This window comes from Streptomyces sp. NPDC001204 (genome assembly GCF_053598035.1).
Map to the genome: position 1 here is coordinate 180,679 of NZ_JBSFJL010000005.1, position 12,969 is coordinate 193,647.

Annotated in this window: 14 protein-coding genes; 8 read left to right on the top strand and 6 right to left on the bottom strand. The window is 72.4% G+C overall.

All coding sequences use genetic code 11. The annotated features are described in order from the left end of the window. The first annotated feature begins 4 nt into the window (after positions 1–4). A complete protein-coding gene (locus tag ACWC91_RS09605) occupies positions 5–1,771 on the top strand; it encodes a CocE/NonD family hydrolase (protein ID WP_450642329.1) in 1,767 nt (588 codons plus the stop codon). Positions 1,772–1,829: 58 nt separating this feature from the next. Here the strand turns inward: ACWC91_RS09605 and ACWC91_RS09610 are convergent, their stop codons facing one another. After that, entirely contained in the window at positions 1,830–2,021 is a 192-nt protein-coding gene (locus ACWC91_RS09610) for a DUF397 domain-containing protein (RefSeq protein WP_450642328.1), read from the bottom strand. After that, on the bottom strand, positions 2,018–2,869 hold the full coding sequence (locus ACWC91_RS09615; protein ID WP_450642327.1) for a helix-turn-helix domain-containing protein: 852 nt from the start codon (positions 2,867–2,869) through the stop codon (positions 2,018–2,020). The genes ACWC91_RS09610 and ACWC91_RS09615 overlap by 4 nt, the downstream gene beginning before the upstream one ends. Before the next feature lie 191 nt (positions 2,870–3,060). On the opposite strand from ACWC91_RS09615, the gene ACWC91_RS09620 reads away from it, so the two are divergent. From ACWC91_RS09620 to ACWC91_RS09635, 4 genes are all read left to right on the top strand, one after another. Continuing rightward, positions 3,061–3,513, top strand: a complete 453-nt coding sequence (locus ACWC91_RS09620) for an ATP-binding protein (protein WP_225075837.1) — start codon at positions 3,061–3,063, stop codon at positions 3,511–3,513. A gap of 143 nt (positions 3,514–3,656) precedes the next feature. Beyond that, the gene (locus ACWC91_RS09625) at positions 3,657–4,034 is read left to right on the top strand and encodes a hypothetical protein (protein WP_281154256.1); all 378 of its coding nucleotides are present in this window, start codon (positions 3,657–3,659) and stop codon (positions 4,032–4,034) included. Positions 4,035–4,154: 120 nt separating this feature from the next. Beyond that, entirely contained in the window at positions 4,155–5,297 is a 1,143-nt protein-coding gene (locus ACWC91_RS09630) for a PLP-dependent cysteine synthase family protein (RefSeq protein WP_281154255.1), read from the top strand. Next, complete coding sequence (locus tag ACWC91_RS09635) at positions 5,294–6,550, top strand: MDR family MFS transporter (protein ID WP_376502296.1); 1,257 nt, start codon at positions 5,294–5,296, stop codon at positions 6,548–6,550. Before ACWC91_RS09630 ends, ACWC91_RS09635 begins: the two co-directional genes overlap by 4 nt. 27 nt (positions 6,551–6,577) lie before the next feature. Here the strand turns inward: ACWC91_RS09635 and ACWC91_RS09640 are convergent, their stop codons facing one another. Then, entirely contained in the window at positions 6,578–7,714 is a 1,137-nt protein-coding gene (locus ACWC91_RS09640) for an aminotransferase class V-fold PLP-dependent enzyme (protein WP_450642325.1), read from the bottom strand. 383 nt (positions 7,715–8,097) lie between these two features. Here ACWC91_RS09640 and ACWC91_RS09645 point away from each other — a divergent pair, with 383 nt between their 5' ends. Continuing rightward, positions 8,098–8,316, top strand: coding sequence for a CbtB domain-containing protein (locus tag ACWC91_RS09645; protein ID WP_141357464.1), 219 nt, complete (start codon positions 8,098–8,100; stop codon positions 8,314–8,316). Between the two features lie 21 nt (positions 8,317–8,337). Continuing rightward, positions 8,338–9,105: a CbtA family protein gene (locus ACWC91_RS09650; RefSeq protein WP_376502294.1), complete on the top strand. Its 768-nt coding sequence runs from the start codon at positions 8,338–8,340 to the stop codon at positions 9,103–9,105. Positions 9,106–9,161: 56 nt separating this feature from the next. On the opposite strand, the gene ACWC91_RS09655 is transcribed toward ACWC91_RS09650, so the two are convergent. Together ACWC91_RS09655 and ACWC91_RS09660 are read right to left on the bottom strand one after the other, a co-directional pair. Then, positions 9,162–9,734, bottom strand: a complete 573-nt coding sequence (locus tag ACWC91_RS09655) for a histidine phosphatase family protein (RefSeq protein ID WP_376502292.1) — start codon at positions 9,732–9,734, stop codon at positions 9,162–9,164. 8 nt (positions 9,735–9,742) lie between these two features. Further along, positions 9,743–10,507 carry a DeoR/GlpR family DNA-binding transcription regulator gene (locus ACWC91_RS09660; protein WP_225075831.1) on the bottom strand — a complete coding sequence of 255 codons (765 nt, stop codon included), beginning with the start codon at positions 10,505–10,507 and terminating at the stop codon, positions 9,743–9,745. A gap of 89 nt (positions 10,508–10,596) precedes the next feature. Here ACWC91_RS09660 and ACWC91_RS09665 point away from each other — a divergent pair, with 89 nt between their 5' ends. Then, positions 10,597–11,862 carry an MFS transporter gene (locus ACWC91_RS09665; RefSeq protein WP_450642324.1) on the top strand — a complete coding sequence of 422 codons (1,266 nt, stop codon included), beginning with the start codon at positions 10,597–10,599 and terminating at the stop codon, positions 11,860–11,862. On the opposite strand, the gene ACWC91_RS09670 is transcribed toward ACWC91_RS09665, so the two are convergent. Next, a complete protein-coding gene (locus ACWC91_RS09670) occupies positions 11,809–12,879 on the bottom strand; it encodes a LacI family DNA-binding transcriptional regulator (RefSeq protein ID WP_376502289.1) in 1,071 nt (356 codons plus the stop codon). The genes ACWC91_RS09665 and ACWC91_RS09670 overlap by 54 nt on opposite strands. Positions 12,880–12,969: the final 90 nt, after the last annotated feature.

Genomic DNA, 12,969 nt, shown 5'->3' on the forward strand with positions numbered 1-12,969 from the left:
GACCATGACTGACCTTCACACGATCCGCGCGGGCGAGCAGTCGATCGCCGTCCGCAAGGATCTCCAGGTGCCGATGCGCGACGGCGTCACGCTGGTGGCCGACACGTACAGCGGTGTGGACGACACACCGCGGCCCGCGCTGGTGGCCCTGAGCCCGTACGGCAAGGAGCTCCAGGCCCTGGCCCTGACGACCCCGCCGCAGCGCCGGCCGAGCCCCATGTGGGACGGCTGCATCGAGGCCGGAGACATCGCGCGCGTCGTCCGGGAGGGCTACGTCCACGTCATCGGCGACCTGCGCGGCTCCGGCGCCTCCGAGGGCGAGCACATCGGCAACTACAACGCCGGTGGCGTCTCGCTCGGCCAGGACGCGTACGACTTCATCGAGTGGGTCGCCGCGCAGCCGTGGTGCGACGGCAACGTCGGCATGATCGGCATCTCCTACTTCGGCTCGATGCAGGTGCTGGCGGCGGCCGAGCGTCCGCCGAGCCTCAAGGCGATCTTCGTCAGCGGCGGCCACTACGACTTCTACGAGACCACCTACCACGGTGGCATCATGTGGTTCATGCCGCGTGCCGCCCGTGAGGGCCGCGGCGGCGACTCCGGCTGGGCCTTCACCGACGGCGTCAAGTCCCGCATGCTCGAGACCTGCTCGCCCGAAGAGATCAAGAAGCGGGTCGCCGAGCGCCTGCGGGACCCGGACGTGGCCGCCTGGCCCAACCTGGTGCACGTGCTGAACTACCCGAAGAACCACGAGGCCTGGTTCGACATCGTGATGAACGAGGTCGACGGCGAGTGGTACGAGGAGCGCAACCCCGTCACCCTGGCGCCGAACATCGACATCCCGGTCTGGCTCCAGATCGACCAGGGCCGCGGCTGGACGATGGACGGCACCATCGAGGTCTTCAACCGCCTCAGGGGCCCCAAGAAGCTGGACATCGGTCCGTACCCGCCCATGCAGTCGCGCCCCTTCGTCGAAGAGCACGACAAGATGTTCCGCTGGTACGACTACTGGATCAAGGGCATCGACAACGGGGTCATGGACGAGCCCGCCGTCACCGTGCACGTCGAGGGCTCACGCCAGTACGTCACCGGGGCCCAGTGGCCGCCGAAGGCCGCGGAGCACAAGCCGCTCTACCTCCGCCCGCGCCACAAGCTCTCCTTCGAGCCCGAGCTCATGGGCGCCGAGCACGCCGTCCCCGACGGCTTCTACCAGGCGCCGCTCACGGTCACCGACAAGGTGGAGACGCTCAGCTGGAGCACCGAGCCGTTCACCGAGCCCACCGAGATGATCGGCCAGGGCGCGGCGCACCTGTTCGCGGAGATCGACCAGCCCGACACCAACTTCATCCTGCGGATGTGGGACGAGGCCCCGGGCGGCAGGCGCCAGCTCATCACCACCGCCTACCTCAAGGCCTCGCACCGCGAGCTCGACGAGGAGCGCACCACCGAGGGCGACCCCTACCACCCGCACACCCGCGCGGTGCCGGTCGAGCCGGGGAGGATCGAGGAGTACGTGCTGCGCGTCTACCCGTTCGCGGCGACGTTCCTGCCGGGCCACAAGCTGGTCGTGGAGCTCTCCAACGACGAGCCGCTGGCCGACGCGCACAACGCGCTGCTGCCGCCGGACGCCTTCCACCTGCCGGTGGGCCGCCCCGTCACCCACAAGATCTACCGCGACGCCGCGCACCCCTCCCGGCTGCTGCTGCCGTTCACGACGGTCACGGCGGGCTCTGCGCGCGATCAGGACGGAGACCGGCGCAGCGGCTCCTGACGAGACCGAAGCCGACCGGGGGACCGCCGTACCCCCGGCGGCTCGCCTCCCGGGGCGCTCAGAGGTGCGAGTCGGCAGCCAGTGCCGTGAACGCCGCCCAGGCGTCGGGGGATACGGCCAGCGCCTGCCTGTCCGTGTCCTTCGAGTCCCGGACGAGAACGGCCTCAGGGCGCAAGGCGACCTCGATGCAGTTGTCGCCTTCGCTTCCGCTGTAGCTGCTCTTGAACCAGTTCTGTTGAGTGGTGCTCATAGCGCTCCTCGCATTTGTGCCAGCAGGCTCACCGTGGCCCTGCAATCATGGGCCTGCGAACGCAGCTTGCCATAGCGTTGGAGCAGAGCACTTACGTCCTTGGGCGCGCTGATCAGGTTGCTCGACCGCTGCCCTTCGGTGTAGCCGAGCCACCGATGGTCAGGTGTCTCGGCCAAGTACATATGGCCATCGACTCCGCAGTGATCTTCCTGACGGAGCGGCATGAGCTGGATCTCGACGTTGCGCAGTCGGCCCATGGTCAGCAGGTGACTGACAACGGCCTTCGTCACCTCGCTTCCTCCAAGGCTTCGTTCCAGGACAGCCTGTTCGATGACGAAGCTGAACGCGGTGTTGGGTCGCTGGATGATGATCTGCTGGCGATCGAGACGTGCGGCGACTTCGCGGTCGAGCTGTTCCTCCGTGACAGGGGGAAGCCTGCGGTCGAAGACGGCCCTGATGTACGGCTCGGGCTGCAACAACCCCGGAACGGCCCGACACTCGTACGCGTACAGCGAGATCGCCTCCTCCTCGATCCCCGCCCACTGCCGGAACCAGGACGCCAGCCCCGCCTTCCGTGTCAGGCTCTTCGCCGCAGCCCCCAGCACTCGCGCCGCGACCGCGCCCAGGACCTCGTCCGACCGCTTCAGCAGTTCCTTCGGCGGGAAACGCTTCCCCTGCTCGATCTTGGCGATGTACGCGGGCGAGTAGCGCACCAGCGGAGCGAACTGCTCCTGTGTCAGGCCGGCTTCCTCCCGCAGGGCCTTGAGGACCGCGCCGAAGGTCTTCAGGCTGTCGGAGAGTTCCGGCTCGCAACCCCCGCCCGCTCCGCCACCGTTGTCCGTCGTCATCGCAGCCGCCTTCCCCTGTGCCACCGGGCCGTGCCCGTGCCGTACCGTTCGTCGTCCGGGCTGCGCCACGCCAGACCGGTCAATGCTCACGCACGGCGACCGACCCGGTCCAGCGCGTGAACCAGTACAGCGTGATCTGTATCAGCGGCGGACCTGCCGACGGCCTGTCACCTGTCGGCAAGCTGGCCCGCATGCCAGCCCCGAACCGCCAATCCGCCACCCCCGTAAGCACGTTCACGCAGCGCTTCTCCGCCACCCGGCGCGGCGCCCGCCTCGCCCGGCTGCTCGCCGCGCACCAGCTCACCGAGTGGGGACACCCCCGGGGGACCGAAGCGCACGACACCGTCGTCCTCGTCGTCGCCGAACTCGCCGCGAACGCCGTTCTCCACGGCCGTGTCCCGGGACGTGACTTCGCTCTCGCCCTGTCCTTCGAGGAGGCGCGGGACGTCGTCCGGATCGAGGTGACCGACACCCACCCCGCCCGGCCGGCGCGCATGGCTCCCGGCCCGGACGAGCACGGGGGCCGTGGCCTGGTCCTCGTCGACGCGCTCGCCGTCGACTGGGGCGTACGGGACCGCCTCGGCCCCGGCAAGACGGTGTGGGCCGAGTGCGCCCTGTGCCCGAGCGCACGGCCAGGGTTCTGATATCCAGCCGCGTGTGGGCGACGGAAACCCGGTCGGCTCCTGACCTCTGACAAGAACTTTACGTACTCGACCGACTACTGTTCGTGTTCATGCTGGCCGGGTCGATCTTCAGACGCCGCCGCTCCGGGTCACGGACCGGAGCGGTGCTCGTGCTGTTGCTGGCCGCGCTCATGCACGTACTGGCCTGCGCCCACGGCCCGACACCCACTGGCGTGGCACGGGCCGACACCCCGCTCGTGGCCTCCGTCGCCTACGGACAGACACCTCAGGACCAGCGCCGGGCGGACGTCCGGACCTCGGCCCCCGCACACGACAGCGACGTGCACTGCTGGGACGGGGACGAGCCGACGGCGCAACTCCCGCGAGACGCCTCCCCGGCCCACCCCGCGGTCCACGACGTCCTGACCACCGACCACACCCCGGCAGCGCCGCTCCCGGCGCGAACCCCCACAGCCGCTCCCGAACCCGGCAACACCTCGCCCGGGCACGCGCGAGCCCTCTTCGGCGTGTGGCGGACCTGATCAGCCCCGCTGCCGAGCCCTGCCCCCGACGCGGGGAACGGCAGCCGATCGGTCCCGCCCTCTTCCCGCCCCCACACGACCGGCGGCCGTTCACGGTCCCGGCCGCAGGAGAAGCACGCCATGAACCATCCCGTCCGCACCTCCGTCCCCGCCTGCCCGGCCCAGCTCCTGGCCGACGCCAAACGCCCCATGCGCACGCCCGCCGGACTGGTCGGCGACACCCCCGTGCTGTGGATCGGCGAGCCCTTCACGGCCGCCGGGCGCGGGTTCTGGGCCAAACTCGAAGGGCACAACCCCGGCGGCATCAAGGACCGCACCGCCCTGCACATGGTCCGAGCCGCCCGCGAACGCGGCCGGCTGCTGCCCGGCGCCCGGATCGTGGAGTCGACCTCCGGCACCCTCGGTCTCGGGCTGGCCCTCGCGGGCGCCACCTTCGGCCACCCCGTCACCGTCGTCACCGACCCGGCGATCGAACCACTGATGACCGGCCTGCTCACGGCGTACGGCTCCGAAGTCGACCTCGTCACCACCCCGCACCCGGTCGGCGGCTGGCAGGAGGCCCGCCGCCACCGGGTCGAGGAACTGCTCGCCGCCCACCCGGACGCGTGGTGCCCCGACCAGTACGACAACCCCGACAACGTCGCCGCCTACGCCCCGCTCGCCCACGAACTCGTCGCCCAGCTCGGCCGTATCGACAGCCTCGTCGTCTCCGTCGGCACCGGCGGCCACTCCGCCGGCATCGGCTCCGTACTGCGCGGCTTCTTCCCGGCGCTGCGCGTGGCCGGGGTGGACACCACCGGCTCGACGATCTTCGGGCAGCCCGCCGCGCCCCGCCTGATGCGCGGCCTCGGCTCCAGCATCCACCCCCGCAACGTCGCCTACGACCTGTTCGACGAGGTCCACTGGGTCTCCGCCCCCGAGGCGGTGTGGGCGGCGCGTCTCCTGGCCCGCGACCACTACGCCACCGGCGGCTGGAGCGTCGGCGCCGTCGCCCTCGTCGCCCGCTGGCTGGCCCGCACCCTGCCCGCCGAGGAACGGATCGTCGCGGTCTTCCCCGACGGCCCGCAACGCTATGTCGGCACCGTCTTCGACGACACGTACTGCCGGGAGCACGGCCTCCTCGGACACCCGCCCGCGGACGACCCGGAAGAGATCGGTGATCCGGGCGAACGGACCGTGTCCCGCTGGACCCGCTGCACCCGTGTCGTCGACCCGCTCGCCGTCGGCGGCGGTGCGCCGGAACTCGCGAGGGCCGGGCGATGAAGGACCTGTGGCGGCAGACCCGCTCCTTCCCGCCCGCCGTACGGCTGTTGATGGCCAACCAGTTCGCCATCAACCTCGCCTTCTACATGCTCATGCCCTACCTCGCCGCCCACCTGTCCGACGGACTCGGCCTCGCCGCCTGGGCCGTCGGGCTCGTGCTGGGCGTGCGCAACTTCTCCCAGCAGGGCATGTTCCTCATCGGCGGCACGCTCGCAGACCGCCTCGGCTACAAGACCCCCATCATGGCCGGCTGCCTGCTGCGTACCGCGGGCTTCGGCCTGCTCGGCTGGGTCGACAACCTCCCCGCCCTGATCGCCGCCTCCGCCGCAACCGGCTTCGCCGGCGCCCTGTTCAACCCCGCCGTCCGCGCCTACCTCGCCGTCGAGGCGGGCGAACGGCGGGTGGACGCCTTCGCCGCCTTCAACGTTCACTACCAGGCCGGCATGCTGCTCGGCCCACTCGTCGGGCTTGCCCTGCTCGCCGCCGACTTCCGCCTCGTGTGCACGACCGCCGCCGGCATCTTCGCCGTACTCACCGTGCTGCAATGGCGCGCCCTGCCCGTCCGGCGCGGCCACACGGCGGACACGGAGCGGAAGGAGAGCGTGCTCGCGCAGTGGCGGACGGTCGTGTCCAACCGCCCCTTCCTGCTCTTCGCCACCGCCATGATCGGCTCCTACGTGCTCACCTTCCAGGTGTACCTGGCCCTCCCGCTGGCGGCGGCCGACGCCCTGGGGGCGAACGGCACGGCGGTCACCAGCGGGCTCTTCATCGTCTCCGCCGCGGTGGCCGTCGTCGGCCAGCTGCGCCTGACCGGCTGGGCCAAGCAGCGGTGGCGACCCAGTCAGGCGCTGGTGCGGGGACTGGCCGTGATGGGACTGGCCTTCCTGCCGCTCGCGCTCGCCCCGCGCGGCTCCTCGGGGGCCGCGCTGGTCGCGCTGGTGACCGCGGTGGTCCTGCTCGCGGTGGGTTCCGCCGTGGTCTACCCGTTCGAGATGGACACCGTCGTCGCCCTGTCGGGCAACCGCCTGGTCGCCACCTACTACGGGCTCTACAACACCGTCTCCGGCCTGGGCATCACCCTGGGCAACCTCGTCACCGGCGCGCTGTGGGACTTCGCCCAGCGGCACCATGCCCTCTGGGTGACCTGGACGGCCCTGACCGCCACCGGAGTCGTCTGCGCCGCCTCGGTCGCGGCGCTCGCCCGGGCCGGCCGGCTCACCACCCAGGCAGAGCCCGAGCCCGCCGCCGCCTGACGGAAAGGAGGTCGCCGACCCGCGGGTTCACGGTGTCGCCGACCCGCGGGGTCGACTCCCCAGTGACGACAGTGCGGTGGCGACCCGTTCGGCTGCCTCCGGCGGGGTCGAGGCGTGCGGGGAGAGCCTGAGCGAGTCGGTGCGCACGGTCGCGGTGACGCCTTCGGCGTGCAGCGCCTTGGCGACGAGGGACGGATCGTGGTCCGGCAGCGTGAAGGAGAGGACGCCCGCGCGCCGCGCCGGGTCGGCGGGGGAGAGGACGCGGCCGCCGCACGCCTCGACGGCCTCGGTGAGTTCGGCGATCCGTGTGGCGACCGCGGATTCGATCGCGGCGACGGTGTGCCGCTCGACGAGGTCCAGGGCGGCCGCGAACGCGGCGGCCGTCACCGGGCTCAGATTGGTGATCGACCACCGTCCGGCGTCCGGGGCGGGCGGGTGCTCGGCTCCGTCGAAGAGGCCGACGTCCTCGACGCCCGTCCAGCCGGTGAGGACCGGCTCCAGGGATTCCAGGGCGCGGTCGGACAGTGTGGCGAAGCCGGTCGACCATCCGGCGCGCAGCCATTTCTGGCCGCCCGCGACCACCACGTCGGCGGCGTCCCAGGGCAGGGCGGCGACCCCGAACGCCTGGATGGCGTCCACGATCAGCAGCCGGTCGGGCCCGATCGCCTCGCGCAGCGCCGCCAGGTCGGCACGGAACCCGGTGCGGAAGTCCACGGCGCTGACCGACACGGCCACGACGTCGTCGGTCAGCGTGGCGCGGACCAGATCGGGGGTGACTCCGGAGCCGGGTGCGGGGTCGATCCAGCGCGGCGTGGCCCGGCCCAGGTCCGCGGAGCGGCGCCACGGGTAGTGGTTGGCGGGGAAGTCGGTGCGGGGCGCGAGGACCACGCCCTCTCTGATGCCGAGCGCGGCGTGGAACAAGCCGGTGGACGCGTTCGGGAGGAGCACCGTGTGCCGGGCGTCGGTGCCGGCGAGGCGGGCGGCCGTGTCCCGTGCCGTCCCCTCCGCGCGCATCAGGGCGTCCACGGTGGTGTGGTCGGCGCGGGCGGACGCCTCCAGGGCGCGCGCGGTGGCGGTGACGGCGTCGCGGGAGGGCGGCCCGAAGCGCGCGAAGTCCAGGTACCCGGCGGGTGTGTCGAAGTGGGCGGCGTACGACGTGAGCACGGGGCTCGTCCCTCCGGGGTGGTGCGTGCGGATCGAGTGGCGCGGCGGGCGGTGGAGCAGACCTCGCCCGCGCATCCTGTCACAGCGCCGGAGCGTCTGATTCACGGCTGCCGGGGCCCCGCCGCCCTGGTGGTGAGGTGATCCGTGAGCAGGTGGAGACGGCCCGGTGGAGAAGATCACGTCCGTGGTCGCGGTCTTGGCCGGGCGCGCGGCACGCGATACCGTCTGTGCGATATCGACGACGGCACGACGGAAGCCGGTGGGAATCCGGCACGGTCGCGCCACTGTATGCGAACACCCCCGGGGTGTTCGTGAGTCAGACCCGTGGCTGTCGTCCTGTGCACCACCGAGATGGGACGCGAACTCCCAGAGGAGGTTCTGCCATGGCGCAGACCGTCGCTCAGCCGACCGCCACCCCCGCCGTTCCCGCCACGCTGCCGCTGAAGGCGATAGCTCCCTGGGCGGTCTTCTTCGGCGTTCTCATGCTGGTCCTGCTCTACTTCGTCGGCGCCGAGCAGGGCGCCACCTCCGTGTTCAGCGGCACGGACGTCCACGAGTGGGTGCACGACGCCCGCCACCTGCTCGGCTTCCCCTGCCACTGAGGCGAGGGACACCGCCCGCTCATGAACTCCGCAACGGTAAGAAACCTCCTGGTACGGGGCATGCTCGCCGGCCTTGCCGCCGGCGTGCTCGCCCTGGTCGTCGCCTACTTCCTCGGGGAGCCGTTCGTCGACAAGGCGATCGGCCTCGAGGAGGCACACGCCCATTCCCACTCGCACTCCCATGACGAGGTGGAAGTCGTCTCCCGTTCCCTCCAGTCCACGGCCGGTCTCGCCACCGGCGTCCTGGTCTACGGGGTCGCCTTCGGCGGCATCGCCGCGCTCGCCTTCTGCTTCGCGCTGGGCCGCGTGGGCCGCTTCTCCCCGCGGGCGACCGCGCTGCTGCTGTCCGGCTGCGCGCTGCTGGCCGTGTATGTCGTGCCGTTCCTGAAGTACCCGGCCAACCCGCCCGCGGTCGGCCAGGAGGACACCATCGGCAAGCGCACGACCCTGTACTTCCTGATGATGCTGCTCAGCGTCCTCCTCGCGATCGCCGCCACCATCCTGGGCAAGCGCCTCGCGCCCGCGCTGGGCACGTGGTACGCGACGGTGGCCGCGGTGGCCGCCTTCGCCGTGGTGATCGGTCTGGCGTACGCCTTCCTGCCCACCGTCAACGAGGTGCCGGCGGACTTCCCGGCCACCCTGCTGTGGCGGTTCCGGCTCTCCGCCCTGGCCACGCAGACCGTCCTGTGGGGCGGATTCGGTCTGTTCTTCGGCGAGTTGGCCGGGCGACTGCTGAATCCCCGGCCGGCGACGGCCACGACCGGGCGCGCGGTCCCGGCCGCGCACTGACCCCTTCGGCACACGACAGGGCCCTTCGGAGCCGTCCGAGGGCCCTGTCGCGTTCCTCAGGGCGCCGCCAGCGGCTGTCCGAGCCGCAGATTCCAGCGGCCGGCCCGTCCGCTGAACTCCGTTGCCGTCAACGGAGGTACGTCCAGCCGCCAGAAGCCGGCCGCGGGCAGGCCCAGTACATGGACGACCGCGGCCCGTACGACCTCCGGCTCGACCACCGCGAGCGTGCGGCCGTCGGTGTCCCGTGCGCTGTCGAGCCAGTGCCCGACCCGCTCGCACACGTCCCGCACCGACTCCCCGCCGTGCGGCGCGCAGTCGGGGTCGGCGAGCCAGCGGCCCACCGCCTCCGGCTCGGCGGCCATCACCTCCTCCAGGGTCCGGCCCCGCCACCGGCCCGCGTCCAGACCGGCCAACTCCCTTACCGCCACGCCGTCGAGGCCGAGCGCCGACGCCGTCTCCCGGCAGCGCGCGCTCGGGGACAGGAGCACGCGGGCGGCCGCGGGCAGCGACCCGGCGGCCGAACGGGCCCTGGTCGTCCCGCCGTCGTCGATCGAGTCGCCGTCGTCGAACCGGGCCTGCCGCAGCGACGGGCTCGTCGCGGGCGAGACGAGAGTGACTCGGCTGGTCAACTTCACTCCTACCGCGTGGTGTTGACGGCGGTGCCCGCGGCGCGGATCGCCTCGACCTCGTCGGGCGGCGCGGAATCGTCGGTGATGAGGGTGTGCAGCCGTGAGACCGGTGCGACGAAGGCGTGCGCCGTACGGGACAGTTTGGTGCCGTCGGCCACGGCGAGCACGCGCCGGGCGGAGTCGATCGCGGCCCGCTTCACCGCCGCGTCGTCCAAGTCGTAGGCGGTCAGGCCCTGTTGTGCGGTCAGCCCGCAGCAGCCGATGACGGCGGTGTCGAAGCGCAGAGCCGCCAGCGAGGCCAGCGTCAGGGGGCCGGTGAGGGCCCCTTCGCCCGGACGCGGCCGGCCGCCGGGCACGAGGAGGGTGGTCTGCCCGGGGCTGTCGGCGAGCGCGTCGACGGCCTGGAGCGACAGCGGCATCACGGTCACCCGCCGGCCGCGCAATGCCCTGGCCACTTCCAGGCAGGTGGTGCCGCTGTCGAGGACGACCGTCTCCCCGTCGGCGATCAGCGCGGCCGTGTCCGCGGCGATGCGCTGCTTGATCCGCGTGCCCTCCTGCGCGCGCAGGGGGAAGGGGGGCTCCTCGCCGCGCAGCAGCAGGCTCCGGGCGCCGCCCCGGAAGCGTTCCAGCACACCTTGGGCCGCCAGGGTCTCCAGGTCGCGACGGATGGTCATCTCCGAGGCCCCGGTGAGTTCGGCCAACTGGCCGACGCCGAGGCTGCCCGCCTCGCGCACCGCGTCCGTGATCTGCCTCAGGCGGCCCGTGTTCCCCATGCGCCGATTGAACACCATGCACCCGCAAACAGGAACACTGTGAGAACTGGCGCTTTTCAAACAAGGTTCATGTTCGATACGTTCGCTCCATGGAGCGAACACTTCGCGCGGCGCGTCTGGCGACGTTCACGTACTTCATCCTCAACGGGACCCTGCTGGGGATGTGGATCGTGCAGATCCCGCCCATCGAGCACCGCGTCGGCGTCAGCCACGCCGTCCTGGGCGGCTTCCTGCTCCTGCTCGGGGCGGGCGCCTTCGTGGGGATGCAGCTGGCCGGCCCGGTCGCCGACCGCCTCGGCACCCGGATGGTCGTGCCCGCCTCCGGCGTCCTGTGCAGTGCCGCCCTCGCGCTGCCCGGACTGGCCTCCGAGCCGTGGATGCTCGCCGGAGCCCTGATCGTGCTCGGATTCGGCAACGGCTGCCTGGACGTGAGTATGAACGCCCACGCCGTCCAGGTCGAGAAGGCGTACGGACGCCCGGTGATGTCCGCGTTCCACGCCACGTTCTCCGTCGGCGGCGTGGTGGCCGCCCTCGCCGGTGCCGCCGTCGCGAGCGCGGGCTGGACCCCGGCGGCGACGCTCGGCACGGCGGCCGTACTGGGAGCGGTGGTCTCCGTGTGCGCCGCCCCGGGCCTGCTGCCCACCGCCGCGGGACCGGTCGCGGATGCCGGGACCGAGTCCGGCGGACCGGCCGGGCAGACGGCCCCGGCTCGTACCCGTATCTGGATCCTGGCCGTCCTCGCGCTGATGGTCATGCTGTGCGAGGGGGTCGCCAACGACTGGAGCGTGCTGCACCTGCGTACTGTCCTCGGCGCCTCCGACAGCACGGCGGCCTTCGCCTACGGCGCGTTCGCCGCGACGATGACCATTGGCCGCCTGCTCGCCGACCGTGTCTCGGCCCGCTTCGGCCCTGCCGCGATCCTGCGTTACGGCGCCTCGGTCGCTGCCGTCGGCATGGCGGCGGCCGCCCTGTCGCCCTGGATTCCGCTCGCCCTGGCCGGCTGGGCGCTCTTCGGCGCCGGGCTCTCCGGCTGCGTCCCCCAGCTCTTCAGCGCCGCCGGTCACGCCGACGCCGATGCCGCCGGCGCCAACGTCTCCAAGGTCGCCGGACTCGGTTACCTCGGCATGCTCGCGGGACCGGCCGTCATCGGCTGGCTCACCCGCCTGGTCCCGCTGAACCTGACCTTCTTCCTCCCCGTGGCCTGCTGCGTGGTCGCGGCCGCGACGGCGGGAGTGCTGCGGCAGCGGGGGAGCACGGTCGCGGGCCGGGGGCCCGTCCCCGAGGCGGGGCCTGCGGCCGCGTCACCCCTCCGGGGTGAGCGTGGTGCCGCCGAGGGTCGAGGCGCGGGCCACTAGGGAGGGGCGCAGCCGGCGGGAGCGGCCCGGCTTGCCGTTCAGCATGTTGACCAGCGTCGTCGCCGCCACTTCCCCCATCCGGTACATCGGGGAGCTCACGGAGGTCAGGGACACCGGGAGGGCCGCCGCCAGCGGGACGTCGTTGTAGCCCACGATCGCCACGTCCCGGCCCACCGTGAGGCCCGCGTCCCGGACCGCCGCCATCACGCCGATCGCCGCGAAGTCGTTGACCGCGAAGACGGCGGTGGGCCGCGGCAGCAGGGCCAGCAGCCGCTCGGCCGCCGCCCGGCCGCCGGGCACGTCGAAGCGGGACCGCACGACGTGGCTCTCGGGCACCGGCAGGCCCGCCTCGGCGCACGCGTCGAGGAAGCCCTGGGTGCGCTCCGCGCCGGTGCTGGCGTAGGGCTCTCCGGCCACCACCGCGACCCGCCGGTGGCCCAGTTCCAGCAGGTGCTCCGCGGCCAGCCGGCCGCCGAGGACGTCGTCGGTGGTCACCGAGATCCGGCCCGGCAGCCGGCGCGAGACCAGCACCAACGGGATGTGCTGGCGGGCCAGTTCGGCGACGAGGTCGGAGTCGGAACGGGCGTCGCCGAGCACCAGGCCGTCGACGCGCCGGGCCAGCAGCGCGTCGGCCCGGCGCCGTTGCAGCTCCGGGTCGTCGCCCGTGTTGGCGACCACCGTGTGGTAACCGGCGGCCGCCGCGGCCGCGTCGATGCCCTCGTAGATCGTGGCGAGCACGATGTCGGTCAGCCTCGGGACGAGCACGCCCAGCATCCGGGAGCGGCCGGTGCGCAGGGCCGCCCCGGCCGGGTCCCGCTGGTAGCCGAGTTCCTCGGCGAGCGCCCGGATCAGTGTGGCGGTGTCGGTGGCCACCCCGCCCCGTACGCTCTCGTCCGGGCTCAGCGCCCGGGACACCGTGGAGACGTGGACCCCCGCCTGCCGGGCTATCTGGGCGAGTGTGACCGGGGCACGACCGGTGTGTGTGCCGGCCCCCGTCCGCGCTCCCTGGCGATCCACGCTCGCTGCCCCTCTTTTCGGTTCTTCTCGGTTCGTCTCGGTGCTTCTCAGTGCTTCTGACGGGCTTCGGGCTCCGCCGGACTCCTGTCG